The sequence below is a fragment of the Brachybacterium sp. AOP43-C2-M15 genome, from assembly GCF_052446295.1.
Lineage (GTDB): Bacteria > Actinomycetota > Actinomycetes > Actinomycetales > Dermabacteraceae > Brachybacterium.
Genome location: NZ_JBQSWB010000007.1, coordinates 99,362 through 125,043, shown reverse-complemented (window position 1 = coordinate 125,043; position 25,682 = coordinate 99,362). Strand labels below are relative to the sequence as shown.

The following is a 25,682-nucleotide window of genomic DNA, read 5'->3' as shown; positions in this document are numbered from 1 at the left end:
CTCCTTTGCAGTGGTCGTGGCGGGATGCCGTGGATCGTGCGGTGGCGGGGTCAGCGCGCGCGGCGCCAGGGCAGCAGCAGCGTCTCCGAGCGGCTGAGCAGGGTGGTGACCACGGCGCCGATCACGCCGATCACCACCAGCCCCACGTACAGCTTCTCGGGGATGAACAGCTGCCAGGAGTTCCAGATCAGGTAGCCGAGCCCGGTGGAGGTGGCGCCGGTGAACTCGACCGCCGTGACCACCACGACGGCGGTGCCGGTGGCGGTCTTCAGCCCCGAGAACACGAAGGGCATCGCCCCGGGAAGGACCACGAAGCGGAAGCGGTCGAAGCCCCGCGCGCCGTAGGCCGAGCCGGCCTCGAGCAGCTTCCGGTCGATCGCCCACACGCCCGAGACGGTGTTGATCTGCATGATGAAGAAGGTGGTGATGAAGACCGCGATGATCTTCGGCAGCTCGGTGGGGCCGAAGATCATCAGCAGGATCGGGAAGATCGCGATCTTCGGCAGCGGGTAGAGCGCGGAGAAGAGGGGTCCGAGCGCGGCGTTCAGGGCGCGCGAGGAGCCCATCAGCAGGCCCACCACGATGCCGGACAGCGCACCCAGACCGCCGCCCACGAGCAGTCGCATCAGGGTGGGGGCGGTGTGCATCCACAGCTCGCCGCTGAGGACCATCTCGTAGCCGGCCGCGACGATCCGGGTGGGCGGCGGGAAGAAGCGCGGGTCGATGATCTGGACCCGGGCGCTGACCTCCCACAGCACCAGCAGCAGGATCGGGGTGGCGATCGACAGCACCAGGTCGCGGGTGGCCAGGGCGCGGTCGCGGGACCGCTGTGCGCGGGCGGCGACGAGGGTGCGCTGCTCACGGTCGTTCATGCGGACTCCTCGGCGGTGCGCGCGTCCTCGCGCAGAAGGTTCCAGATGCGGGCGCGCAGCTCGCTGAACTCGGGGCTGCGCTCGATGTCGAAGGAGCGGGGGCGCTCGAAGGGGACGGTGATGTCCTCGCGCAGCGTGCCGGGGCGGCCGGACATGACGATGACCCGGTCGCCGAGGATGATCGCCTCGTCGATGTCGTGGGTGACCATGAGCACCGTCTTGCGCTCGGACTCCCACAGGGCGATGAGCTCCTCCTGCATGAGCATGCGGGTCTGGGCGTCCAGCGCGCCGAGCGGCTCGTCCATGAGCAGCAGCGGCGAGCCGGTGGCGAAGGCGCGGGCGATCGCGACGCGCTGGCGCATGCCGCCGGAGAGCTGGTGGGGGTAGGCGCCGGCGAAATCGGTCAGGCGCACCCGCGCGAGCCAGTCGTCGGCGATGCGGCGGCGCTCGGCGGTCCCGGTGCCGCTCATGCGCAGGCCGAAGGCGACGTTCTCCCGCACCGTCATCCAGGGGAAGACGCCGTGCTCCTGGAACACGAAGGCGGCGGGGATCCGCTGGCCCTCGTCGGGCATCGTGACGGTCCCGACCGTGCGCTCCTCGAGCCCGCCGAGGATGCGCAGGAAGGTGGACTTCCCGCAGCCCGAGGGGCCGACGATGCAGGTGAAGGACCCCGGTTCGAGGGTGAGGGAGAAGTCCTCGAGGGCCCACACCGGGTCCTGCCCGGAGAAGAAGACCTTCGAGACGTCGTCGGCGACGACGCCGGACGGCGGCACGTCTGCGTTCATGGCTGCTCCTCGACCTCACGATGGCGGGACCACGATAGTCCCGATGTTCGCATCGCGAGACCGGCGGCCCACGGTGCGGACGGAGCTCGGCGCTCGCCGGGGGCCCGCTCCGCGGGGGACCGGGCTCAGCGAGCGGCGGATGCAGAGGAGTCCGCGCGCAGCGGGCGCGGAGGCGTCAGCGCGCGCGGCGGGCGCGGAAGAAGTCGCGCAGCAGGTCCCCGCACTCCTGCGCGCGCACGCCGGTGGTGAGCTCGACGCGGTGGTTCAGGCGCGGCTCGCGCACCAGGTCGTAGAGGGAACCGGCGGCCCCGGCCTTGGGGTCCATGGCGCCGACGACGAGGCGCTCCGTGCGGGCCAGCACGATCGCTCCCGCGCACATGGTGCAGGGCTCGAGGGTGACCACGAGGGTGGAGCCGGTGAGGTTCCAGCGCCCCGTGACCTCCGCGGCCCGGCGCAGGGCCAGGATCTCGGCGTGGGCGGTGGGGTCCTCGTCGGCCTCGCGTCGGTTCCCGGCGGCGGCGAGCACGGTGCCGTCGGCGCCGACGACGACCGCGCCGATCGGGACGTCGGCCGGTTCGCGGGCGGCGGCGGCCCGGGCCTCGTCGATCGCGAGGCCCATCAGCGCGTCGTCGGTCAGCGAGTCGTCGGTCAGCGCGTCGACGGTCGGGGGATCGGTCATGGGGTCATTGTCGCGCCTCGGGCCTCAGGACCGCTCCCCCACCACCCGGTAGCGGGCCTCGAGCAGCGCGCCGTTGGTGCCGTGCTCGAGCAGCTCGAGGTCGAAGCGTCCGTCCAGCAGCGGCTTGCCGGCCCCGAGCGTGACAGGGGCGATGGACACGAGGATCTCGTCGAGCATCCCGGCGCGGGCGAACTCGGCGGCGAGGCCTCCGCCGCCCACGATCCAGACGTCCTCGCCGCCGGCCACCTCCTCGATCGCCGCGCGGTGGCCGTCGGGTGGCCCGGAGACGACGGTGACGCCCTCCCGCTCCTCCGCGGGCGCGCGATGGGTGAACAGGAAGGTGGGCTGGGTGAAGACCCAGGCCCCCTCCACGGTCCCGTCGTGGGCGAGGACCCAGTCGTAGGTGCTGCGGCCGGTGACGATCGCACCGACCCCGGCGATGAAGTCGTCGTAGGGCAGGATGGAGTCCTCACCGGTGGGCTGGGAGAGCAGCCAGTCCAGGCTGTGGTGCTCGTCGGCGAGGAAGCCGTCGAGGGTGGTCGCGGTGTAGAAGCGGTAGCGGGTCATGGCTGTTCTCCTGTGCGTCGTCGGTGCCAGAGGATCGGATCGGGGTCCAGGTGGGCGGCGGTGGTGTCGAGGCCGGCGTCGGCGAGCATCCAGCGCGCGAGCTGGCGCCGATGGGTCGAGTAGGTGAGCTCGTGGGCGAGGATCTGCGAGAGCAGGAACGATTCGGGCGGATCGCACAGCGCGTCGACGATCGCGTCCTGCCAGGCGCCGCGGCGGTCCACGTCCCGGAGCATCGCGAGCCACCGCGGGGCCGTGCGGCGGTGGCGCGCGGCGAGAGATGCGGGGTCGTCGGGGCCGGAGAGGTCGGGCTCCCCCTCCCCGGCGATGCTGGCCAGCCACGGCTCCCTGCTGAGCACCAGATGGCGCATCACCTGGGCGAGCGTCTCGTCGGGCCCGTCGAAGCCGCGCGGGCGGCTGCCGGGCAGGCGCATCGCCCGGTAGGCGTCCTCCCCCACCTCGGCGGCCGCGGTCAGCAGCACGTCGACGTCGTCGAGGTCGTGCTGGACGAGGAGGGTCAGGACGTCCCCCGAGGAGCTCTCCCGGGCGCGGCCGGCATCGACGTACAGAGTCGTCGGCGAGTGGAAGTGGATGCCGTTGGGGGCGGGCAGCCAGTGGCCTCGCTCCGCACGGGAGGGCAGGTCCGAGGGCGCGCAGCCGAAGGCCCGACGGAACGCCCGGGAGAATCCCTCGACGGAGTCGTAGCCGGCGGCGAAGGCCACCTCGGTCACCGCCGCCCCGCCCTGCAGGCTCCAGGCGGCCCGCTCGAGCCGCACCCGTCGGCGCATGGCCGAGGGCGTCTCGCCCGCGCGCCGGCGCACCGTGCGCTGGAAGTGGAAGGGGGACAGGTGCGCGCCGGCCGCCATCTCCTCGAGGGAGGCGCCGTCCGCCTCGAGCACCGCGTCGAGCAGTCGCCGCAGGGGATCCGTCTCGGTCATGGATCCAGTATCGGCACGCTCGCACGGGATCCGCCCGACCGATCTTGCGCACCTGAGCGCGAGGGACGCGAGGAGGGACACGGGGCAGGTGCGCGTGAGAGCGGGCTCTCCCGCCGCAGACGGCGCATTCGTCGGCCCCGTCCCGGTCGCTCCGGTAGATTCCCCCCATGCGCGTTCTGGAGATCGACCACCCCCTCGTCGCCCACAAGCTGTCGGTGCTGCGCAATCGCGCCACCCACTCCTCGGTGTTCCGTCAGCTCGCCGACGAGCTGGTGACCCTCCTGGCCTACGAGGCGACCCGCAACGTCGCCGTCGCGCCGGTGCAGATCGAGACCCCGGTGACCACGATGACCGGCACCAAGCTGGCCTCCCCCAAGCCGATGGTGGTGCCCATCCTGCGCGCCGGCCTCGGCATGCTCGACGGCCTCACCCGTCTGCTGCCCACCGCCGAGGTGGGCTTCCTGGGCATGGTCCGCAACGACGAGACGCTCGAGGTCACCACCTACGCGAACCGCCTCCCCGACGACCTCACCGGCCGTCAGTGCTTCGTGCTCGACCCGATGCTCGCCACCGGCCACACCCTGATCGCCTCGTGCGAGTACCTGCACGAGCGCGGCGCCCGCGACATCACCTGCGTGACCCTGCTGGCCGCTCCCGAGGGTCTGACGGCGCTCGACGAGCAGCTCGACCCCTCGATCGACCTGACCGTCGTCACCGCGTCCATCGACGAGAAGCTCGACGAGAGGGGCTACATCGTGCCCGGCCTCGGCGATGCCGGCGATCGCCTCTTCGGGGTCGTCGACTGACGCACGGCCGGTCCGACTCTCCCGGGACGACGTCGCGCCCCGGCGGGGCTCCGCCGCAGGCGACGGCCTGACCTGCCGGAAGCGCAGGGATGACCTGCGCTGTTTCACACTGTGAACGCGTCCTTGCCCCCTGCGGCGGTTCGGGGCAGGATCTCTCCCATGACCTCGATCGCCGCGTTCCGCGAGACCACCTGCCGGGTGGTCCGCTCCGCGATGCGTTCGATGATGTGCATGATGATGATGCCGATGATGCATCGTCAGCCGAGCCTCTGAGCGCTCACGACTCCTCCGAGGTCGGCTGACAGGAGCCGGCCGGAAGGCGCGGGCTCCAGGTGCCACCGGGAGCACACCCCCTGACCGATCCGCCTGCGGGCGTCGATCCCTGGGATCCCGGGTCCACCAGCCGCCGCGCTCATCGCGCCGCCTCTCGGAGAACTCGCATCATGACCATCGCCCTGGATCGCCCCACCACCCCTGTCACCGACACCCGTACCCCCTCCCCCCGCGCCCTGCGACGGGTCGGAGGCACCGCGCCGCGGCCCCAGGCCGCGGAGGACGCCGTGACCATCACCGTGTCCGTCACCCTGCCGGTCGGCACCGGCGACGTCGAGACCGCCCTCATCGCGGACGAGCTGCGCACCCGGGCCCAGCGCCTGGTCGCAGCCCGCGACGGCCGCACCGCGGTCGCGGTCAACAGCCCGCAGTCCTTCTCCGCCACCGGCCGCTCGACCGCCCGCACCTTGCCGCCGCGCGGCCAGGGCGCCGCCGCCGTCAGCCCGCTGCGTCCCCGTCGCGCCGGTGTGGTCTCGCCGAACTCGCCGGCCCGTCGGGATGCCGAGGCTGCTCGTCGCCGCGCCCTCCAGGCGACGGCGGTCAGCCCGGCGAGCCCGTCGCTGGCCCCCGAGGACAGCCTGGTCGTCGACCTGTTCGGCCGTCGGGTGCGGATCGACGGGCAGGACGTGGACTTCACGTACAAGGAGTTCGAGCTGCTGGCGCAGCTGGCGCGCAACGCGCGGCGCACGATCTCCCGCACCGAGCTCATGGAGACGGTGTGGGCCGAGGCGTCCGAGGACACCGGCGAGCGCACGGTCGATGTGCACGTGCGCCGGGTGCGCACCAAGCTCGGCCGCTACCGTCGCCTGATCTCGACCGTCCGCGGTGCGGGCTACCGCCTCGACCCGGGCAGCGACGTCGCGATCCTCTCCTGAGGCCGCGCTCCGCCGGCGCACGACCGTGATCTGCAGCTCGTGCGCCGGCGGTCGCCCGTCGCGGTCGCCCGTCGCGCGCTGCGACCTCGCGCGCTGCCGGGGAATCGGTCCCGGAGCCGGCCTGGGGAATCAGCCGGGAAATGCGACGAGCGGCCCGGAGCTCTTCACCGACAGTGTCGGGGGCTCACGGACCGCTCGTCTGGGCCTGTCGTCCGTCAGGGGTGGGTGCGGGCGAACAGGCTGGACGGGCTGCCATAGGTGGGGGAACCTGGCGTTGTTGCCCGTCCGGCCGCTCCCCATGAGGGGGGTCGTGGGAAGCGGCACATCTATAAAATTTTCAACGTCTTCCGACACCCGGAAGACTACCAGCAGATCTCGGGAGGCGCCCCCCGGATCGCCGGTGACGGCCCGCCCGGAGGCGGATTCGTCGTGCCACTGAGTCTAGGCCCTCTCCCCCGCTGTGTAAACGCGCCACCCCCGGCTGTTTTTGCAGGTGACATGCAGATTCAGGGAAGGGTGACCTCAGTGGTGCGCACCTCATCCCTTCGTCATGGAAGCACCAAATCACGAGGCGAGGCGACGGTTCCCGCGGAGCCGGCACCTCCTCGCGCACGGGCGCCAACCGCTCTCCGCACCCAGCCGGCTCCCGGCTTCGACCGGATGGTTCAGGCGCGATCCAGGGAAACTGTGAGCACCGTCGCATCGTCATGCCTCTTGCGCGGAGCGCGATCCGGCGTGAGGGCGGCCTCCGCGGTGCGCAGCTCGCGCAGCAGCGCGGCCGGGTCCGCCGACAGGGACCGCGCCAGCGAGGCCTCGTCATGCAGCCCCAGCAGGTCGACCGCGCGGGTGATCCCGTCGCTGACCAGGTGGACGGCGCTCAGCTCTGCCAGCGGGACCCGGCCCGTCAGCGCCTGCGCGGCCGCTTCGGGCTCGTGCCGGGCCACCCAGAATCCGCCGGAAGCGTTGCGGCGCGCCTCGATCGCCGGGGAGTCCGCCTCCTCGCGCACCACGTCGTCGACCCGGGGATCGGTGCACCGGGTGACCGCGCCCGCCCTGTCCACCAGCAGCAGGGAGGAGTCGCACAGCACCAGGTGCTCGAGGTGCTCGCTCCCGCATCGCACCGCGACGACGGTCGCGGAGGGCCCGCCGCGCTCGAGATCGCACTCCCCCTCGTGCAGGGAGCGCACCTCCCCGATCGCCTCGGCGAGGGCCCGGGCGAGGGGGACGGAGGGGTCCTGGGCGAGAGCGAGCAGGCGCGCCGCCAGGGCATGGGAGAACCAGGCCACGGAGTGATGGCAGCCCGCGCGGAAGCGCCGGGCCACCCCGGCTCCGTCGAGCAGGACGGCCACGTCCCCGAGGACGCCCGCGGCGTCCTCGTCGGCTCCGGGGATCGCAGGGTCGCTGAGCAGTGTGGTGTGCACGCCACCACTGTAGGGAGGCCGGGGCCCGGCTCCTGCCCCGAGCGCCCGTAGAGTGGACGCGAACCATCAGGACGCGGAAGGAACCCCAGATGATCGTGCAGGCGCGGATCACCTCCGACACCACGGCGACCGTGCATCTCGCCGACGAGACGGTCGAGGTCTCGGGCGCCGATCTGCCGGAGATCCGAGACCGCGTCAAGCAGGTCTTCATCAGCTCCGCGAAGGCCGCCGAGGACGACCTCGACGTGGTCATCGTCGAGCCCGGCGTCCGCCACCACCTGCGGGTGGAGCCCTCGGGACGGATCACGGGACGGGATGCGGACGACCGCCCGGTGCACGGCCCGGACATCGAGGACCCGCTGACCGCCCCGGCCACCGGCGACGCGCACGACACCCGCGACACCGACGTTCCCGCCGAGACCGTCGATCCCGCCGACACCGCCGAGCCCGGCGAACCCGCCCACCTCGACCGGCGGGCGCTCGGCAGCCCCGCCACCGGCGAGCTGCCCTCCGTGCGCCCCCACGGAGGCCGGCGGCGCCGTGCCGCGGCGCTCCCGCCCTCGGCGGCCGACGGGGACCGGGACGCGAGGTCGGCTCCGTCAGCACGCTCCGGGCATTCGGCCCGTTCAGCGCCGTCGGCGCACTCCGCCGCCTCGGCGGGATCCGCCGCACAGGTGCACTCCGCCGCCTCCGCGGGGTCCGCCGCATCGGCAGGGTCCGCCGCACCGTCGGGCTCCGCGCCGTCGGCGCCGTCGGCCGCCTCCGCGCCGTCGGCCGCACCTGCCGAGGAGCCGACGGCGCGACGCCCGCTGCCGGCGCGCACCGTGCCGCAGAAGGACTCCTCGCGCCCCACCCTGCAGGACCTCCAGACCTCGACCGCGAAGCGGGAGAAGGTCCGGGCCACTCTCGGGATCCCCGGGCTGGTCACCCGGCTCAGCGGCGGGCTGATCACCCCGCGACCGAACGCGCGCGAGCGCCGGGAGACCGAGCGCCTGGAGCGGATCCGTCGGCCGCTGGACGGACCGCGCAACATCGCGGTGGTGAACCTCAAGGGCGGGGCGCACAAGACCACCTCCTCCCTGATGATCGCGGCGACCCTCGGCGTGACCCGCGGGGGCAACGTCCTGGCCTGGGACAACAACGAGACCCGCGGCACCCTGGGCTGGCGGGGCATCCCCTCGGACCATCACCGCACCGCGGTGGACCTGCTCCACGACATCGACCGGATGCGCTCGCCCGAGGCGAGCAGCGCGGACCTCGACCCCTACGTGCGCCCGCAGGGCGGGATGCGCTTCGACATCCTCGCCTCGGACGAGGACCCGGGCTCGGCCGCCTCGATCGACGCCGCGGCCTTCGGCGAGCTCGACGACGCGCTCTCGCGCTTCTACCGGATCAAGGTGATCGACACCGGCAACAACGTGCGCGCCTCGAACTGGCTGGCCGCCGTGCGGAGCGCGGACCAGCTGGTCATCGTCTCCACCGTGCGCGAGGACACCTTCAACGCCGCGGCCTGGATGATCGACGAGCTGCGGGCCACGGGTCTCGCCGAGCAGGTGGACCACGCGGTGACGATCCTGTCGCACTCCTCGAAGGGGAAGTTCGACCCGACGCTGCGCGGACGGCTGCTCGCCCACTTCGGCGCCCACACCCGCGCCGTCACCGAGGTGCCCTACGAGAAGCAGTTCGTCGACGGCTCCCACCTGGACTGGAGCCGCGTCTCCCCGGCCACCAAGGAGGCCTGGCTCGACGCGACCTCGCTGATCATCGACGGCCTCTGAGCCGTCGTCCACAGCGCGGGCTCCGCACCGACGCGCGTCGGCACGGAGCCCTAGTCTGAGGTCATGCCCCTCCGCCGCCTCCATCTCGTCCTCGACGACGACCTGGGACCCGCGCTGTGGGTGCGCGAGCAGACCGGGCCGGGCCGCTCCCGCGCCCTCGAGGACCTCGGCCCGCTGCGCCGCGAGGCTCCGGAGGGGATCGCGCAGGCCCTCTGCGAGGCGCCGGACCAGCTTCGCCACCGGGTGCGGATCCCCGGCCGCGACGGCGATCGCCGGGTCCCGGCGCTGCCGCTGGCCGGCACCGCCCTGACCGCCCTGGTGGGTGCCGCGACCGTCCTGCTCGAGGAGCGCTTCGGGGAGGAGTTCGCGGACCATCTCGCCGCGCTGATCAGCGACGGAGCCGCCGCCCGGCTCGACGCCGAGCTGATCGCCATGCCGGATCTGGTCGCCGCGGTGGTGCTGGACCTGCGCGCGCAGTCCCTCGTCGAGCGCCGCCACCTGCGGGCCCGGGCGCACGAGCAGTACGGACGCCCGGTGATGGAATGGCGCGCCCCCGAGAAGGACGCCCCGCCGCTGCTGCACTCGCTCGTGGACGGACACGCCCGCGCCGCCTTCGCCGAGCACCTGCGCCGGCAGCCCGCCCCCGCGCAGGACCGCTGCGGGGTGCTGTGGGCGCTGGCCGACGAGGGCGAGCTGCACGCCGACCTCCCCACCCAGCGCCGCCTCACCGCGGCCTTCGACGACTTCGTGGACTCCGGACGGCCCGGGGTGAAGCTCGGCTCGCGGGACAGCGAGCTGGTGGTGCGCCTGTTCCAGCCGCCGATCGGCACGGCCTGGCCGCTGCAGACCTGCCTGCGGGAGGCCGACGGGACGGTGCACCCGGTCGCGGACCTGCGCGCCGTGGGCGACCTCACCACCGCGGGCGCGGCCGAGGCCTCCGCCGCGGTGATGCGCCTCGCGCCGACGGTCCGCGGTGCGGCCGTGGACGACACCGGCGTGGACTGGCTGCTGACCACCGCCGAGGCCTCCGCGTTCCTCTCCCGCGACACCCCCGCCCTCGAGGAGGCCGGGGTCACCGTGCTGCTGCCGCGCGACTGGACCACGCAGCGCACGACACTGCGCCCGCAGGAGGTCGAGGAGGAGCCCGGCGAGCGCAAGGGCTCCGGGGTGGGTCTCGGGGCGATGGCCTCCTTCCGCTGGCGGGTCGCGGTCGGGGACACCGAGCTCACCGAGGAGGAGATGGAGCAGATCCGCGAGGCGCAGACCGAGCTGGTGCAGCTGCGCGGGCAGTGGGTGCGGCTGGACGCGAGCACCCTGCGCGCCGCCGAGCGGTTCCTCGACGCCTTCGGCGAGCGCACCCGCGGAGAGCGGGGGCAGGGACCGGCGCAGGGGCAGGGGCAGGAGCGGGGCCCGTCGTCGCGACGGCGGCAGGAGCGTGCGAGCGCGCAGCCGCCGCCGCTGCCCCCCGCACCGGTGCCCGCCGAGGTCACGGGCCGGGCGCCCTGGATGGAGATGTTCTCGCTGATCCTCTCCCCCGACGCGGCGGACGTCGACTTCGGCCTCGATGCGCTGCTCTCGGGGGGCAGCAACGGCCTGGCCCGCCTGATGCCCGGCGGGCAGGGCCCCTCCCCCCACCCGCAGCCCGATGCGCTGCACGCGACCCTGCGGCCCTACCAGCTCGACGGGCTGAACTGGCTGTGGGCCCTGGACCGGCAGGGACTCGGCGGGATCCTCGCCGACGACATGGGGCTGGGCAAGACAATGCAGGTCCTCGCCCTGCTGTGCCGGGAGCGGGAGGGCACGCACGGCCGGGCCCCGGCAGAGCGCGTCGGGCCCACCCTGCTGGTGTGCCCCATGTCGGTGGTGGGCGCCTGGCAGCGCGAGGCCGCGACCTTCGCCCCCGACCTCGCCGTGCACGTCCATCACGGCGGGGACCGGCTGCGGGACGAGTCATTCGTCTCCGGCGCCGCGGACCTCGACCTCGTCATCACCACCTACTCGCTGCTGGCCCGCGACCTGCAGGCGCTCTCAGCCGTGTCCTGGCACCGGCTGGTGTTCGACGAGGCGCAGCACGTGAAGACCCCCGCCACCCAGGTAACCCGGGCCGCTCGCGCGCTGCAGGCCCCGCACCGGCTGGCGCTGACGGGCACCCCGGTGGAGAACCGGCTCGCGGACCTCCACTCCCTCATGGAGGTCGTGAACCCGGGCCTGCTGGGCGGGGCGAAGGACTTCCAGGACCGGGTGGCGACCCCGATCGAGGAGGAGGGCGACGGCGGTGCCCTCAGCCGTCTGAAGCTCGTCACCGCCCCGTTCATCCAGCGCCGCCTGAAGACGGACCGCACCATCATCGAGGACCTGCCGGAGAAGATCGAGCTGAACCGGGTGGTGAACCTGACCACGGAGCAGGCGGGGCTGTACGAGGCGATCGTGCAGGAGCTGATGGGGCAGATCGACGGTGCCGACGAGAAGCGCCGACGCACCCTCGTGGTCTCCGCGATCACCCGGTTGAAGCAGGTGTGCAACCATCCCGCCCACTACCTCGGGGACGGCTCTGCGCTGGTGCGCGACGGCGAGCACCGCTCGGGCAAGCTCGAGCTCGTCGACGACCTGCTGCAGACGGCTTTCGAGGAGGGCCAGAAGGCGCTGCTGTTCACCCAGTTCACGACCTTCGGGCACCTGCTGGTGCCCTACTGGCAGGAGCGCTTCGCCGAGTTCGGGATCGATGTGCCCTTCCTGCACGGCGGGGTCTCCAAGCGCGACCGCGACCAGATGGTCGCCGAGTTCCAGCAGCATCGCGACCGGCCCGGGCTGATGCTGCTGAGCCTGCGCGCGGGCGGCACCGGCCTCACCCTCACGGCGGCGAACCATGTCGTCCACCTCGACCGCTGGTGGAACCCCGCGGTCGAGAACCAGGCCACCGACCGCGCCTTCCGCATCGGGCAGCGCCGCGACGTGACCGTGAACAAGCTGGTCAGCGCCGGAACCGTCGAGGAGAAGATCGACACCGTGCTGCAGGACAAGCAGGCGCTGGCGGAGCTGACCGTCGGCCCCGGGGAGGACTGGCTGTCCGGGCTCGACGACGACCGGCTGCTGGACCTGCTGGCGCTCGAGGACGACGGCGACGACCGGAGGGACGGACGATGAGCATCATCCTGCGCTCGCGCCGCGGCGCGATCGGGACCCGCTGGCACGCGGTGGCCCTGCGCGAGGGCGCCGAGCAGCTGCTGGGCCCGGCCCGGGTGGGTCGCGGGAAGGCCGACGCCCGGGCCGGGCGGGTGCAGTGGCTGGACGTCGAGGCGGGGATCGTGCGCGGCGACGTGCTGGACGCCGAGGGCGAGCTGCATCAGGCACGGCTGGACCTGCCCGCCTTCCGCCCGGACGACCGCCGCGCCTTCCTGCAGGTCGCGCGCTCGCATCCGGAGCTCCCGGCGCGCATGGCCGGCGGCGACTACCCGCAGGGGATCGAGGCGGAGCTGGCCGCCTCGGAGATCTCGCTGCTGCCGCGGGACGCCTCCGAGCTCACCCACGACTGCTCCTGCCTGGACTGGCCCGGTCCCTGCCGCCACGTCGGTGCGCTCGTGTACGTGCTGGTCGAGGCGGTCGACGACGCGCCGGCGCTGCTGCTGACCCTGCGCGGCCTCGCGCTCGAGGACCTGGTGGCGCCGGCCGGGCCCGGCCCCGGCGGGGTGACCCCGGGCGAGGGAACGGTGCCGAACGGCGCCGAGGAGGCGGACGGTGCCGAGGCGGACGGCGACGGCCCGGAGCAGCCCGAAGCACCGGTCTTCGACCCCGCGCGGACCGATCCGGCGCGGCTCGCGGAGGTGGTCGGGGAGGACGTCGCCGCGGTCATCCACCGCTTCTACACCGACGCCTCCTGAGCGGCCCGCAGCCCCTACAGTGATCAGCATGCCTGAGACCCACCTCGCGACCCCCGCCCCCCTCGACGCCGTCACCGACACCGTGCCCGGCACCGTGCCGGACACCGTCCTCGAGAAGGTCGCCGCGCTCTTCGACGGTGCCGTCGCCGAGCACCGCACCTCGGGGGTGACCTGGGCGATCGTCGGCGGGCACGAGCACGGGCAGGCGGTCCTGGGGCACGGCGCGGCCGGGCACCGGGAGCTCGCCGACGGCGCTCCCGCGGCGGGGTCCGGGCCGATGGACCGCGCGACCGTCTCCCGCATCGCCTCGATGACGAAGTCCTTCACCGCCGCCACCGTCCTGGCCCTGCGGGACGAGGGGCGCCTGCGCCTGGACGACCCGGTCTCGGCCCATGTCCCCGAGGCGACCGGAGCCTTCGATCTCGCCGCCGACGATCGCGAGCCCACCCTGCGGGAGCTGCTCACCATGAGCGCGGGCCTGGTGACCGACAACCCCTGGGGCGACCGGCAGCAGGCGATGGCGCGCGAGGACTTCGCCCGGGTGCTGGACGGCGGGCTCGGGCACGTGCACCGCCCCGGCACCGGCTTCGAGTACTCCAACACCGGCTACGCCCTGCTGGGTCGCGTGATCGACGAGGTCACCGGCGGTGACTTCGCCGGAGAGGTCCGCCGGCGGTTCCTGACCCCGCTCGGCCTGGCGGCCAGCGGCTGGTCCGCCGCGGAGATCGACACCTCGCACCTGGCCACCGGGCACCGCCTGGCCGACCGCACCGACGCCAGCCGCTTCGAGCCCGTGCCGCTGGACGGCCACGGCGTGTACGGCGCGATGGCCGGGCTGTTCTCCACCGTGGACGACATCGCCGCCTGGGTGCGCTTCCTCGCCGCGGCCGATGCGCCCGACGCCGCCGAGCGCCCCGCCGGTCCGCTCGCGACCGCGTCCCGCCGCGAGATGCAGCAGCTGCACCGCCACCACCCGCTGGCCGCCCTGCCCGTGGAGCCCGGCGAGCCCTCCGGCACCTCCCGCGGCTACGACCGGGTGCGCGGCTACGGCTACGGTCTGGTCGTCGAGCACTTCCCGGATCTCGGCCAGGTGATCTCCCATTCCGGCGGCTATCCCGGCTACGGCTCGTTCATGGTGTGGCACCGCGACTCCGGGGTGGGTGTGGTGGCGCTCGCGAACTCCAAGTACGCCCCCGCCACTCCGCTGTCGATGCAGACCCTGCGCCTGCTGCAGCGCGAGGTCCCGCAGCTGCTGGCCCGGCGGTCACCGCAGGCCGCGCCCCGCACGCACCGGGCGGCGGAGGCGGCGCTGGCCTGGCTGCGCGGCGAGGACGACCTGGACACCCTCGCCGACGCCTGGTTCGCCGACACCATGGACCTCGACGTGCCGCGGGAGGAGCGGCGCCGCCGTCTGGCCGCGGCGCTCGCGACGGCGGGGCTGGACCGCTCCGCGCTCGCGGGGCTGGGCGCAGGGGATGCCCGCGTGCTCAGCCGTGCCCAGCTGCGCTGGACCGTGCCCGGGACGGGGCCGGGGGCGGCGTCGGTGCGGATCGACCTGCTGATGGATCCGCGCCGCGACGCGCTGGTGCAGGCTCTGGACACCACCGCGGTCCCCGCGGGCTGACCCCGCGAGCAGAGCCCAGAGCACTGCAGAGGTCAGCGGAGGTCAGCAGAGGTCAGCAGTGCGGGGCGCGCACGGCTCAGGAGAAGGCGAGGCCCTCCCCGTCGGGGGACTCGGTGCAGGAGACGTAGGAGCCCTCCGGGGTGAGCGCGATGACGCCCTCGTCCTCGGGGACGCACTCCTGGCCGGGCTCCACCTCGGCGAAGGCGGAGTCGATGCTGCTGACCGCCTCGTCGCCGCCCGGCCCCGAGGCCGAGATGCCGTTGAAGACCACCAGCAGCACGATCGCGACGATCACCCCGAGCACCAGGGCTGCGCCCGCCCCGATCGCGACCGCGATCATGGTGCCCCGGCTGCCGGAGCGGGTGGGGCCGGTGAAGCCGGTGCCCGTCTGCGTTCCCGTGTACGGCTGCGGGGTGAACTGCCCGCCGTGCTGCGGCGGGGTGCCCTGCGGGGGCGCGCCCTGCTGCGGGGACCGGTGCGGCGGGGTCGAGTGCTGGGGCGTCGACTGCGGCGGGGTCGCGTGCGGGGGTGTCGGCTGCGCCCACTGCTGGCCGGTGTGCGGGGAGGCGGAGGCGGCGCTGAAGCCCTGCTGGACCTGTCCGGCCCGGATCGCCTCCATCGAGGTGGGACCGACCTGGGGGGCGGGGCGCTGGGGCCTCGCGGCGCCGGGGGCGTCCGCGGGCAGCGGGTCCAGGGTGTCCTGGAACTCGAGCGGGGCGCCGTCGGCGTGGGTGAGCGGATAGCCCTGCGGCACCCGCGGGAGATCCCGGCGCACCGATTCGGCGTCCTGGTAGCGGTCCTCGGGCTGCGCCGCGACCAGGCGGCGGATGACCGCGGAGAGCTTCGGGGTGACGCCGCGCAGGTGCTGGGTGAGCTCGTCGGGCCGGAAGGCGCCGTCGTGGAGCTTGATCTTGCCGTTCAGCGCGACCAGCGCCACCACCCCGGCGGCGTACAGGTCGTGGGAGGGGGCGGGCTCGGCCATCGAGAACAGCTCCGGGGCCATGTAGCCCGGGGTGCCGTTGACCATGCCCACGTGGGTGAAGCGCACGTCGGTCTCGTGGACCGCGATGCCGAAGTCGGCCAGGCGGGAGGCGGGGTGAGCGCGGCCGCGGGGCTCGAACATGATGTTCGCGGGCTTCACGTCGCGGTGGATCCATCCCTCGGCGTGCACATGGGAGAGGCCGTCCAGCAGCTGGTCGAGGATCACCACCACGGCGGGCTCCGCGAGCTTGCCGCGCTTCTTCACGACCGACTCCAGGGTGCCCCCCGAGACCAGCGGCATCGCGATCACGACGTGCTCGTCCTCGGCGCCCCAGCCGTACGGGGTGAGCAGATGCGGGTGGTCGAAGCTGACGCCCTTCTCGCGGACGAAGCGCATGAGATCGGCCGAATCGCGCTGCCGCAGGACCTTCGCGGCGCACAGCTCCTCGGCCTTGGAGTCCCACGCTCGCCAGACGGACCCGGATCCGCCCTTGGCGATCAGGTCGATGAGCGCGAAGCGCCCGACAATTACGTCAGCCATGATTTTTCCAGCATAACGGCAGGAAGAGGACCCGCGTTATGCTGGCGATGATCTCCGCGCCCCGGGGCCCGCCCGGGATCCGTGCGTCATGACCAGAGGGGGGCTCGTGGGCATCTTCCAGGGCGACCCCCTCTGGGACCCGGTCCCGTTCTCCTGGTCGCTGCTGCTGATCCTGGTGGCGATCTGCCTGCTGCTGACCATCGCCTTCGTGGTGTGGCTGGTGGTGCAGCCCGAGGATCCCGAGACGGACACCGAGCCGCTGGTGGACAAGGCCGTGCGGCAGGACCGGGAGACGGCGACGACGATCCGCCGTCGGCTCGATGCGGACGCCGGCCGGGCGGACACCTCGGAGCCCGATCTGCGATGAGCACACCCGGTCCCGGACCGCTCCGCCGACGCTCGATGGCCGCGCTGGCCGTGGCCTCGGGCGGAGCCCTGCTGGGCGCCGGATGCGGGGGCACCTCCCCCGTCCCCACCTCCACGGACGTGGACCGCGATCCGCTCGCGGCGCTCGACGACGCCGACTGGGATGCCCGCTCTCCCGAGGAGCTGCGGGCGCTGCCCGTCCAGGGCTCGGCGCAGGACCTCAGCACCTGGGCCGATCTCGGGGAGGAGGACGGCGTGCTCGACACCGCCCGGGACGCGGTGCTCGACTTCGTCACCGCGGCCTACCTCACCCCCGAGGAGCTGCACGGCCTCGACGACGAGGACGCGCTCGACCGCATCTCCTCGGCCTCCCCGGAGTTCTGGCACGACGGGCTGCGCACGGTCTGGGACGAGGGGAACCGGCTGTTCTACGCGCTCGCGCTCGCCGAGCCCTTCCGCACCGTCGGCCGCCCCGCCATCTGCGCGGACTGGCACCGCTCCGAGATCGAGGACGTGCCGATCCTGGCGCTCGGCACCACCATCGCCTGGACCGTGATCCACACGGAGACCCGCGCCGTCGGGGTCCTCGCCTACCGTCTCGGCCTCATGGTCGACCTCGAGGACGACGGCACGCCCTCCGACGGCGACATCCGCGTGACGGTCCACGGCCTCGACGGCTGCGCGAGCTCCGAGCAGGACGGACTGGCGGTGCCCGCCCTCGAGGACGACGAGCGCCACCGCTCCGTGCAGCGCGCCACCCACGACCAGGTCCTCGCCTCCCCGCGCGTCCCGCTCCGGGACGTGCGCAACGAGGACTCCCCGCTCTTCGCCGGGGACGAGGACACGTACCTCTACTGCGACTGAGACTGCGGCCGGGCGGCGCACCCGGAGTTCACCGCGCGGTGACCGGGTGCTCACTCGCGCCTCGCACCCCGGCAAGACCGGGCTCCTACAGTGCCGGGACCGACGTCGAGACCGCGAGGAGTCGCCCCCATGAGCGCCGGCCGCACCCTGCTCCTCGCCGTCGACGGGCTCACCGCCGCCGAGGCCGCCGCGTCGCCCCTCGGCGCGGGCGCCTCCGCCCTCCGCCTCCTGCCCGACGGCCCCTCGGAGCCGACCCCGGCGCTCACGAGCCTGCTCACCGGCACCTCGGCCGAGCGCACCGGGATCACCACCGAGATCCCGCTGCTGCCCGAGCAGCCCGAGACCCGCTCCCCCTGGGAGGCGAGATCCCTGCGCCTGCCCACCCTGTTCGCGCAGGCGCGGCGGGCGGGTCTGGTCACCGCCGCGCTGCACTGGCCCGCGACCGCCGGCGCGCCGATCGACCTGTGCCTGCCGCCGGACGAGGACGGCGGTCGCTTCCGCCGCCGCTGGGAGACGGCCGAGCGGACCAGCTCACCGCGCATGGTCGCCGAGCATCTCGCCCCGCGGCGCGCGGCGGGGGTGCGGCTCTCGCAGGTCCCGGCCGATGACCTGGTGGCGGGGATCGCCGCGGACGCCCTGGCCGGAGCCCGCATCGACCTGCTCGCCGCGCGCCTGACCGGGCTCGGGGCCGTGCGCCGACGGGACGGTCCCGCCTCCCCGCAGGCGCTCCGTGCTCTGCAGGACACCGCGGCGTCGCTGACGACGATCCTCGAGGCCTTCGCCGCCACCGAGGAGGACCGGGTGCTGCTGCTGCCGGGCAGACCCCTGGTCGCCACCACCCTGCTGGTCCACCCCAACGCCGCGCTCACCGGCCCGGGCCTGGTCCGCACCCGCGGCACGCACCTGACGGACTTCCGCGCGCTGGTCTGGCCCGACGGGCCCCGCGCGCTGGTGCACGCGCGCCGGTCCGAGGGCTCCGCGCTGCGCGCCCTCGCCCTCGATTCCCTCGCCGGGATCGCGGCGCACTCCCGCCTTCGTCTGCGGCGGGTCGAGGAGGGCGACGGGGGCGGTGCGGGGGCGAGCGCGCAGACCGACGTGATCGGCGTGCTCGAGGGGACCGCCGGCACCGTGTTCGGGCTCTCCGCGACGCACCGTCCGCTGGTCGCGGGGGACGATCCCTATTGCGCGGGTCCGCGCGCCGTCTCCGATCCGTCGGCCGCGGTCACGGCGCTCGGGCGCGGGCCGGGTCTGCCGGTCGGGACCGCCGAGGGGTCCTGGGCGGATCTCGGGGTGACGCTCGCCGCCGCGATGGGTCTCGAGCTGCCCGGGGCGACCGCGACAGGGCTGCGGGCACGGGGCCCGACCGCGTCGGGCCCTGCGGCGTCGGACTCTCCGGCGTCAGGCCCTGCTGCGTCCCGCCCCCTGGCTCCGTCGTCTGCGCCGCGGCGCTGACCTGCTGCTCAGCGGGTGCGACGCAGCCCTGCCCGCACAGCGCTCCAGGCTCGGCGCATCGGGCCGGGGGACGGCGCGGCCAGCCGGTCCCGCAGCTCGTCGAGAGCGGGCGCGTGATGGGTGATGTGGTGCGGACCGCCGTGCAGCGCGCGGGGGTGGGAGCGCTCGGCGACCTCCTGCGGTGAGACGTCCGCCGAGAGCATCACCATCACTCGCTGCGTCCCGTCGGCGTCGAGGACCACCTCGAGGGAGTCCGCCTCCGCCTCGAGATCGGCGGCGACGTCGGCGCGCAGCGTGGACACGGCCCGTTCGAAGCGCGCGGACGAGGAGGGATCCGAGCGCACCGCGGCCGCGATCGACATCGAGACCAGGTTCCCGTGCACGTCGAGGATCGCATCGATCGATTCGTGGGTGCCCGCGGGGCGACCCTGCTCGTGGAGCGCGAGTCGCTGCAGCACCAGGCGGAGAGCGCCGGTGGGGGCGTGCTCGACCAGGACGTCCCGCAGAGCGCCCACGGCCGTGGAGCGGCCGTCCCAGGTCACGTGGTCGTCGGGTGCGCGGTCGTCGGGAGCGCCATCGCCGGGAGCACCGTCGTCGGATGCGGGGTCACCGGATGCGGGGTCACCGGCCACCGGGTCGTCGGTGCCATGGTCGTCGGTTCCATGGTCGTCGGTGCGATGGTCGTCTCTGCTGTCGACCCCCGGGTCGCGTCGCCTCATGGGGCACACAGTAGCGCCCGCCGCGAGGGGCGAGTGCGCGGCGACGGCGTCCGTGGACGGGGGCGGAATCAGTGCGCAGGGGCCGAATCAGTGCGCGGAGGCGGCGTCAGTGTGCAGGGGCCGAATCAGTGCGCGGCGACCTCGGCGCCGCCGTCGGCGCCCACCGCGGAGCGGACGGCGGCGATCTGGAACCGGCGTGCCTGCTGGGAGGCCGGTCCGTCCTCGGCGATCGCGACCTGGTGGCCGACGCCGGGGATCTCGAGGTACTCGTGCGGGACCTCGGCTGCGCTCAGCGCCGCGTCCAGCCGGCGGCTGTCGCCGACCAGCTCGTCCCGAGCGCCGGAGACCAGATGCACCGGGGGCAGGCCGGCCAGCTCCCCGTGCAGCGGGCTGATCCGCGGCTCGGTGCGGGGGACGGCGCCGGCGTACAGCCGCGCCGCGATCCGCAGGTCCTCGCGGCCGTGGGCGTCGTCGTCGAGATCCGCCCACGGCGACTCGAGCAGCACGGCCGACGGCGAGTCCACCCCGCTGGCGGAGAGGGTCTGCGCGACCGCGAGGGCGAGCCCTCCGCCGGCGCTGTCCCCGGAGAGCAACCAGCGCCCGGACCGCAGCACGGCCCGGGTGGAGAGGTCCTCCAGGACGTGCAGCACGTCCTCGACCGCGGCCGGGTAGCGATGGCGCGGGGCGAGGCGGTAATGGACCATCGCCGCCGCCGCACCCGAGCGGCGCGCGACCTCCTCGAGCCAGCTCCAGGTCTGCGGGGACTCGCCGGCCACGTAGGCGCCGCCGTGCAGGTGCACGATGGCGGCGGTGCCGGCGAGGTGCTGATCGATCCAGGTGACGGGCACCCGGCCGTGACGGAGGCGCTGGACCCGCCCCGGGTCCGCGACGGCACGGGAGGGCGTGGACGGCCGCTGGGAGGCCAGGATGCGCAGGGTGCGGACGAGGCTCATGGGGGCATCATCCCACGGCTCCGCGGGGCTCAGTCCTCGATCTCGTGATCGACCAACCGCGGCAGGCCCGCCCGGAACCCGGCGATCGCCAGCAGCACACCGGACCCGGCGAGGAACCACAGCACGGTCGAGGGAGCGCCGGTGACCCCCAGCAGCGCACCGGCGACGATCGGGCCGAGCGCGGCCAGCAGGTAGCCGATCGGCTGGACCAGGCCCGAGAGCCGCGCGGTGATCAGCGGGGACCGGGTGCGTGCGGGCAGCAGCGCGATCGCCGTGGGGAAGGCGAAGCCGCCGATGCCGAGCACGCACGCCCACAGCAGCGGGCTGACCGTCGGCGCCAGCAGCAGCCCGAGGTACCCGGCGGTGGTGAGCACCCCGAAGCCGCCCACGATCCAGGACAGGCCTCGGGCGCGGGCGATCACCGTGGGCATGACGAGACCGCCCACCAGGCCCCAGCCCGCGATCACGGCGACCAGCAGCCCGGCGCGGGCCGGACTGATCCCGGCATCGGTGAGGATCTGCGGGAGCATCCCGAACTGGATGTACGCGTTCATCGACTGCAGGGCGAACATCACGGTCAGCGCGATCGCCGTCCCCGAACGCAGCAGCGAGCCGCTGAACGTGCCGCGCGGCGGGGCGGGCGGGAAGTCGTGCCCCGTGCGGGTGAGCACGATCGCCCACACCACCACCGGGACGGCCACCACCATGCCCCAGAACCGCAGCGAGTCCTGCCACCCGTCGGCCGCCGCGCCCGCCAGCGGCACGGCGAGCGCCGGGCCGGCAGAGCCGCCGATCGCGAGGGCCACGCTGTACAGGGTCATCAGCGCGACGGTGCGCGCCCCGCCGTGCAGCTTGATCCAGGCGGGCACCAGCACGTTCCCCAGAGCCGGGCCGAGCAGCCCCAGCACCGACAGCGCCACGAAGAGGCCGAAGCCGCCGACGCCCGGGCGCAGCAGCAGCCCGATGGCGACCAGCACGAAGGAGGCGACGATGGTGCCGGTCAGTCCCAGCCTGCGGGAGATCGGCACCGCCAGCAGGCCGAGGGCGCCGAAGGCCAGCGGCGGCAGCGCCGTGAGCAGCCCGGAGGCGACGGCGCCCTGTCCGTAGGCACCGACCACCTGCTCCATCAGCGGTCCGAGGCTGGTGGCGCCCGGGCGCAGGTTCACCGCGAGCACCGCGACCGCGAGCACGGCCAGGACAGCGCCCACGGGGCGTCGGCGCGCGGAGGGGGTGCGCTCGACGGGGGCGGTCTCGGGCAGCGGGGGCGGCGGGGAGTTCGTCACCCTCCCCTTCTACTCCCGTCGCGCGATCCGGGCCACCGGTTGCCTCGGATGTCACGTCCGCGGGGCGGGATCCCGGCCGCCTCAGGGCGTCGGCGGGGCCTACGCTGGTGCGCGGCCCGATCCCGCCCCTCCCGTTCCCCGCGTCGAGAGCTCCCCGCTCGACGGACCTCTAGGACGTCCATGACCACCGTCGCCTCCTCCGCTCCCGCGCCCGCCTCGCGCCGCCATCCCGTCGACCAGGTGCCGCCGCCCGGGCGCCTCACCGTGCTGTCCGTGCAGCACGTGCTGGCCTTCTACGCCGGCGCGGTGATCGTGCCGCTGCTGATCGCCTCCGGGCTGGGCCTGACCGCCGAGCAGACCATCCACCTGATCAACGCGGACCTGTTCACCTGCGGCATCGCGACCCTGATCCAGTCGGTGGGGTTCTGGAAGGTGGGCGTGCGCCTGCCGATCATCCAGGGCGTGACCACCACCGCGGTGAGCCCCATCATCGCGATCGGCCTGGCCGCGACCGGGGGCGCCGGCGGCGCCGAGGGCCTGCCGATGATCTACGGCTCGATCATCGTGGCGGGCCTGTTCACCTTCCTGGTCGCCCCCTACTTCGCGAGGATCCTGCGGTTCTTCCCGCCGGTGGTGATCGGCACGGTGCTGACCACGATGGGCATCACCCTGCTGGGCGTCTCCGCCGGGGACATCACCAACTACGCCGAGGGCACCCCCGCGAGCCGGGACATCGTCTACGCGCTGGGGACCCTCGCGATCATCGTGCTCGTGCAGCGGTTCTTCCGCGGGTTCCTGGGCACGATCGCGGTGCTGCTGGGCCTGGTGATCGGCACCGCGGCGGCGCTGCTGCTGGGGGACACCTCCTTCAGCGGCGTCACCGAGGCCTCCGCCTTCGGGGTCACCACCCCCTTCTACTTCGGCATCCCCACCTTCTCCCTCACCGCGATCATCTCGATGATCATCGTCATGCTGATCACGATGGTGGAGACCACCGGGGACGTCTTCGCCGCCGGGGAGATCGTCGGCAAGCGGATCCGGCCGAAGAACATCTCCCAGGCGATCCGGGCCGACGGCCTGTCCACCCTGCTGGGCGGGGTGCTGAACTCCTTCCCCTACACCTGCTTCGCGCAGAACATCGGCCTGGTGCGCCTGACCCGCGTGAAGTCCCGCTGGGTGGTCGCCGGGGCGGGCGTGATCATGATCGTGCTGGGCGTGCTGCCCAAGGCCGGCGCCGTGGTCGCCGCGATCCCCGCCCCCGTGCTGGGCGGCGCCTCGCTGGCTCTGTTCGCCTCGGTGGCGCTGGTGGGCATCCAGACCCTGTCGAAGGTGGACCTGACCGACAACCGCAACTCGGTGATCGTGGGCACCTCGCTGGGCCTGGCGATGCTGGTGAGCTTCAAGCCCGACATCGCCGGCGTGTTCCCGGCCTGGGCGCAGGTGTTCGTCTCCTCCGGCGTGACCGTCGGCGCGATCACCGCGATCGTGCTGAACCTGCTGTTCTTCCACATCGGGGGCCAGCGCGGCTCGATGGTCGCCACCACCGCCGCCGGCGAGCGGATCGGGATCTCCGAGGTGGGCGAGATGGACCGCGAGACCTTCGTGTCCACTTTCGGCTCGCTGTTCAACGGCGCCACCTGGCCGCTCGAGCGGGCGTGGGAGGCGCGGCCCTTCGAGGACGCCCCGGCCCTGCGCGCGGCGATCGAGGACGCGGTGCTCACCGCGGACCGCTCCGAGCAGGACTCCCTGGTGCGCAGCTATCCGGACATGGCCACCCTGATCACGGCCGACGAGGAGCAGGCCGGCGCGATCAGCCAGGACGTGGGCTCCTTCGCGCTGGAGAACCTCACCGAGGAGGACGTCGAGGCGGTCCGCGACCTCTCCGCCCGCTACCAGGAGAAGTTCGCGATGCCCTTCGTCGCCTTCCTGGGCCGCACCGATTCCTTCGCGAAGATCATCGAGGACGGTGTGCGGCGCCTGGACCACTCCCCCGAGCACGAGCGCCGGGTGGCGCTGACCGAGGTGGCCGAGGTGGCCGGGGACCGTTTCGGGATCATGGTCGCCGACGCGAACCCGGTCGGCTCCGCCTGGGTGCGCAAGTTCGAGTCGCTGCAGTAGCGCCGCCCGCCCCGGTCACGCGCCTCCCCGCGAGCGAGCGCTGCGAAACTGGGGGAACCCCGCCCCCATTCCCCCACGTTCGCCACACCAACGCTGGCCCACCCCCTCAGCACACCCACCCACCCCGCGCGCGCTGCGAAACTGGGGGAATCACGCCCCCATTCCCCCATCTTCGTCGCGACGCAGGGCGGGGCGGGTGCGGCGCGGGGGCAGGGCGGGGCGGGTGCGGCGCGCGAGGGCGGGGCGGGTGCGACGCGGGGCGGGGACGGGCGGGCAGGACGGGGACCCCTCGCGGCCACTGGACGTCCGGACTACGGTGGGCAGGGAGCGCCCTCGCCGGAGCGCGGGGGCGACCCGTCACAGAAGGAGTCACCATGCCCCGCACCGTCACCTCCACCGCCTCCACCGCCTGGAAGGGCGATCTGCTCTCCGGCTCCGGGACCACCACCCTGGAGACCTCGCAGCTGGGCACCCTCGACCTCAGCTGGAAGGCCCGCGCCGAGGAGTCCGCGCAGGGCACCACCTCGCCGGAGGAGCTGCTCGGGGCCGCGCATGCCGCCTGCTACTCGATGCAGTTCTCCAACATGCTGGCCGAGAACGGCACCCCGCCCACGGCGGTGGACACCTCCGCGTCCGTCGACTTCAACGTCGGCGAGGGCGGGATCACCGGCATCGCGCTGAGCGTCACCGCCCGCATCGAAGGGATCGAGGACGCGGACTTCCAGCGGATCGCGGAGGAGGCCAAGAGCAGCTGCCCGGTCTCGAAGGCCCTGGCCGGCGTGGACATCTCGCTGACCGCATCCCTCGCCTGACAGACTCCCGGTGGCGGGGTAGCGTGCCGCCATGCGACCGATCCCCCGCCACTGGGCCACCGTCCACGAGACCCACAGCTTCCCGGGCACCGGAGCCTTCGCCCTGACGATCCACGGCTGCTCGGACGTCTCCGTCGAGGAGGCGCGGCGCGACGCCCGCGAGCGCCTCGACGCGCTGATCGCGGCCGGAGGGCCCGAGCAGCTCCACGCCTCCGGGCACGAGTACTACCCGCTGCGCCGACTGCCCGAGGAGCTGCTCGAGGAGGTCCGCGCCGCGGACGGCGCCCTCGTCGCGGCCCTCACCCGCAATCGGTACGGCGCCGCGGTGCTGAACACCGATGCCCTGCTGATCAGCGACGTCGATCTGCCGGCGGAGCCGACGAGGCGCGCCCGTGCGGCACGGAAGCGGCCCGGTCTGCTCACGCGTCTGTTCGGCGGCGGGGCCGACGGCGCGGGCCCCGTCGGCGCGGAGCCCGCCGGCGCGGAGCCCGCCGGCGCGGAGCCCGATGCCGCTGATCCCGATGCCATCGGCCTGGAGGGGGCGGGTGAGCGCGGCGAGGCGCACGCCCGGATCCTCGGGACCATCGACGAGTTCACGGCACGGCATCCCGAGCTGGGGGTGCGCACCTATCGCACCCGGGGCGGCTTCCGCCTGTTGATCTCCGGCAGCGGCGCCGAGCCGTCGAGCGACCGGGCCCGGGAGCTGATGGAGGAGCTGCGCAGCGATCGGCTGTACGTGCTGCTGTGCCGCGTGCACGACAGCTACCGGGCGCGGCTGACCCCGAAGCCGTGGCGGGTGGGGATGGACCGCTTCGAGCAGCTGGGGACCCGCACGGCGGAGGACGCCGTGCACCGGGACTGGGTGCGCCGCTACGACGCCGCCTCGCAGGACGTCGCCGTGTGCCGTCTGCTCGAGGTCTCCGGCCCTGCGCCCACCGCGGTCGAGCAGCAGATCATCGAGCTGCACGACCGCGCGACGCGGCCCGGGTCGGGGCTCGTCCTCGCCTGAGCGAGGCCCCGCCCGGGCCGTGCCGGGATCG

Annotated in this window: 23 protein-coding genes; 12 read left to right on the top strand and 11 right to left on the bottom strand. The window is 73.9% G+C overall.

Annotated elements, in window-relative coordinates; translation table 11 throughout:
- Nucleotides 1-50: 50 nt before the first annotated feature.
- From ACT3SP_RS09425 to ACT3SP_RS09405, 5 genes are all read right to left on the bottom strand, one after another.
- A complete protein-coding gene (locus ACT3SP_RS09425) occupies nucleotides 51-872 on the bottom strand; it encodes an ABC transporter permease (protein ID WP_444587024.1) in 822 nt (273 codons plus the stop codon).
- Nucleotides 869-1,657: an ABC transporter ATP-binding protein gene (locus ACT3SP_RS09420; RefSeq protein ID WP_444587023.1), complete on the bottom strand. Its 789-nt coding sequence runs from the start codon at nucleotides 1,655-1,657 to the stop codon at nucleotides 869-871. The genes ACT3SP_RS09425 and ACT3SP_RS09420 overlap by 4 nt, the downstream gene beginning before the upstream one ends.
- Before the next feature lie 175 nt (nucleotides 1,658-1,832).
- Nucleotides 1,833-2,336 (bottom strand): tRNA adenosine(34) deaminase TadA, encoded by a 504-nt coding sequence (gene tadA, locus ACT3SP_RS09415; protein ID WP_444587022.1) that lies wholly within the window; start codon nucleotides 2,334-2,336, stop codon nucleotides 1,833-1,835.
- A gap of 24 nt (nucleotides 2,337-2,360) precedes the next feature.
- A complete protein-coding gene (locus tag ACT3SP_RS09410; protein WP_444587021.1) occupies nucleotides 2,361-2,903 on the bottom strand; it encodes a dihydrofolate reductase family protein in 543 nt (180 codons plus the stop codon).
- Complete coding sequence (locus tag ACT3SP_RS09405) at nucleotides 2,900-3,838, bottom strand: helix-turn-helix domain-containing protein (protein ID WP_444587020.1); 939 nt, start codon at nucleotides 3,836-3,838, stop codon at nucleotides 2,900-2,902. The genes ACT3SP_RS09410 and ACT3SP_RS09405 overlap by 4 nt, the downstream gene beginning before the upstream one ends.
- A gap of 167 nt (nucleotides 3,839-4,005) precedes the next feature.
- On the opposite strand from ACT3SP_RS09405, the gene upp reads away from it, so the two are divergent.
- On the top strand, nucleotides 4,006-4,644 hold the full coding sequence (upp, locus tag ACT3SP_RS09400; protein ID WP_444587019.1) for a uracil phosphoribosyltransferase: 639 nt from the start codon (nucleotides 4,006-4,008) through the stop codon (nucleotides 4,642-4,644).
- Between the two features lie 104 nt (nucleotides 4,645-4,748).
- Here upp and ACT3SP_RS09395 read toward each other — a convergent pair whose 3' ends face one another.
- On the bottom strand, nucleotides 4,749-4,877 hold the full coding sequence (locus ACT3SP_RS09395; protein ID WP_444587018.1) for a hypothetical protein: 129 nt from the start codon (nucleotides 4,875-4,877) through the stop codon (nucleotides 4,749-4,751).
- A gap of 210 nt (nucleotides 4,878-5,087) precedes the next feature.
- Here ACT3SP_RS09395 and ACT3SP_RS09390 point away from each other — a divergent pair, with 210 nt between their 5' ends.
- A complete protein-coding gene (locus ACT3SP_RS09390) occupies nucleotides 5,088-5,852 on the top strand; it encodes a winged helix-turn-helix domain-containing protein (RefSeq protein ID WP_444587017.1) in 765 nt (254 codons plus the stop codon).
- A 665-nt stretch (nucleotides 5,853-6,517) separates the two neighbouring features.
- Here the strand turns inward: ACT3SP_RS09390 and ACT3SP_RS09385 are convergent.
- Complete coding sequence (locus ACT3SP_RS09385; RefSeq protein WP_444587016.1) at nucleotides 6,518-7,273, bottom strand: protein phosphatase 2C domain-containing protein; 756 nt, start codon at nucleotides 7,271-7,273, stop codon at nucleotides 6,518-6,520.
- 89 nt (nucleotides 7,274-7,362) lie between these two features.
- Here ACT3SP_RS09385 and ACT3SP_RS09380 point away from each other — a divergent pair, with 89 nt between their 5' ends.
- From ACT3SP_RS09380 to ACT3SP_RS09365, 4 genes are all read left to right on the top strand, one after another.
- Nucleotides 7,363-9,051, top strand: coding sequence for a MinD/ParA family ATP-binding protein (locus ACT3SP_RS09380; RefSeq protein WP_444587015.1), 1,689 nt, complete (start codon nucleotides 7,363-7,365; stop codon nucleotides 9,049-9,051).
- Between the two features lie 63 nt (nucleotides 9,052-9,114).
- Nucleotides 9,115-12,195 carry a DEAD/DEAH box helicase gene (locus ACT3SP_RS09375; protein WP_444587014.1) on the top strand — a complete coding sequence of 1,027 codons (3,081 nt, stop codon included), beginning with the start codon at nucleotides 9,115-9,117 and terminating at the stop codon, nucleotides 12,193-12,195.
- Nucleotides 12,192-12,929, top strand: a complete 738-nt coding sequence (locus ACT3SP_RS09370; protein ID WP_444587013.1) for an SWIM zinc finger family protein — start codon at nucleotides 12,192-12,194, stop codon at nucleotides 12,927-12,929. Before ACT3SP_RS09375 ends, ACT3SP_RS09370 begins: the two co-directional genes overlap by 4 nt.
- Before the next feature lie 28 nt (nucleotides 12,930-12,957).
- On the top strand, nucleotides 12,958-14,553 hold the full coding sequence (locus ACT3SP_RS09365) for a serine hydrolase domain-containing protein (RefSeq protein ID WP_444587012.1): 1,596 nt from the start codon (nucleotides 12,958-12,960) through the stop codon (nucleotides 14,551-14,553).
- Nucleotides 14,554-14,629: 76 nt separating this feature from the next.
- Here the strand turns inward: ACT3SP_RS09365 and ACT3SP_RS09360 are convergent, their stop codons facing one another.
- Nucleotides 14,630-16,075: a serine/threonine protein kinase gene (locus ACT3SP_RS09360; protein WP_444587011.1), complete on the bottom strand. Its 1,446-nt coding sequence runs from the start codon at nucleotides 16,073-16,075 to the stop codon at nucleotides 14,630-14,632.
- 88 nt (nucleotides 16,076-16,163) lie between these two features.
- On the opposite strand from ACT3SP_RS09360, the gene ACT3SP_RS09355 reads away from it, so the two are divergent.
- The 3 genes from ACT3SP_RS09355 (at nucleotide 16,164) to ACT3SP_RS09345 (ending at nucleotide 18,757) form a co-directional block, all read left to right on the top strand.
- Nucleotides 16,164-16,442 (top strand): hypothetical protein, encoded by a 279-nt coding sequence (locus ACT3SP_RS09355; protein WP_444587010.1) that lies wholly within the window; start codon nucleotides 16,164-16,166, stop codon nucleotides 16,440-16,442.
- The gene (locus tag ACT3SP_RS09350; protein WP_444587009.1) at nucleotides 16,439-17,305 is read left to right on the top strand and encodes a hypothetical protein; all 867 of its coding nucleotides are present in this window, start codon (nucleotides 16,439-16,441) and stop codon (nucleotides 17,303-17,305) included. The genes ACT3SP_RS09355 and ACT3SP_RS09350 overlap by 4 nt, the downstream gene beginning before the upstream one ends.
- Before the next feature lie 129 nt (nucleotides 17,306-17,434).
- Nucleotides 17,435-18,757: an alkaline phosphatase family protein gene (locus ACT3SP_RS09345; RefSeq protein WP_444587008.1), complete on the top strand. Its 1,323-nt coding sequence runs from the start codon at nucleotides 17,435-17,437 to the stop codon at nucleotides 18,755-18,757.
- An 8-nt stretch (nucleotides 18,758-18,765) separates the two neighbouring features.
- Here the strand turns inward: ACT3SP_RS09345 and ACT3SP_RS09340 are convergent, their stop codons facing one another.
- The 3 genes from ACT3SP_RS09340 to ACT3SP_RS09330 all read right to left on the bottom strand — a co-directional run bounded on the left by ACT3SP_RS09340 (nucleotide 18,766) and on the right by ACT3SP_RS09330 (nucleotide 21,712).
- A complete protein-coding gene (locus ACT3SP_RS09340; RefSeq protein WP_444587007.1) occupies nucleotides 18,766-19,476 on the bottom strand; it encodes a hypothetical protein in 711 nt (236 codons plus the stop codon).
- A 125-nt stretch (nucleotides 19,477-19,601) separates the two neighbouring features.
- A complete protein-coding gene (locus ACT3SP_RS09335) occupies nucleotides 19,602-20,429 on the bottom strand; it encodes an alpha/beta hydrolase fold domain-containing protein (protein ID WP_444587006.1) in 828 nt (275 codons plus the stop codon).
- Nucleotides 20,430-20,458: 29 nt separating this feature from the next.
- Nucleotides 20,459-21,712: an MFS transporter gene (locus tag ACT3SP_RS09330; protein WP_444587005.1), complete on the bottom strand. Its 1,254-nt coding sequence runs from the start codon at nucleotides 21,710-21,712 to the stop codon at nucleotides 20,459-20,461.
- 180 nt (nucleotides 21,713-21,892) lie between these two features.
- Here ACT3SP_RS09330 and ACT3SP_RS09325 point away from each other — a divergent pair, with 180 nt between their 5' ends.
- The 3 genes from ACT3SP_RS09325 (at nucleotide 21,893) to ACT3SP_RS09315 (ending at nucleotide 25,651) form a co-directional block, all read left to right on the top strand.
- On the top strand, nucleotides 21,893-23,830 hold the full coding sequence (locus tag ACT3SP_RS09325; protein WP_444587004.1) for a solute carrier family 23 protein: 1,938 nt from the start codon (nucleotides 21,893-21,895) through the stop codon (nucleotides 23,828-23,830).
- Between the two features lie 374 nt (nucleotides 23,831-24,204).
- Complete coding sequence (locus ACT3SP_RS09320; RefSeq protein ID WP_444587003.1) at nucleotides 24,205-24,642, top strand: OsmC family peroxiredoxin; 438 nt, start codon at nucleotides 24,205-24,207, stop codon at nucleotides 24,640-24,642.
- Nucleotides 24,643-24,673: 31 nt separating this feature from the next.
- Complete coding sequence (locus ACT3SP_RS09315) at nucleotides 24,674-25,651, top strand: hypothetical protein (RefSeq protein WP_444587002.1); 978 nt, start codon at nucleotides 24,674-24,676, stop codon at nucleotides 25,649-25,651.
- The last annotated feature ends 31 nt before the right edge of the window (nucleotides 25,652-25,682 follow it).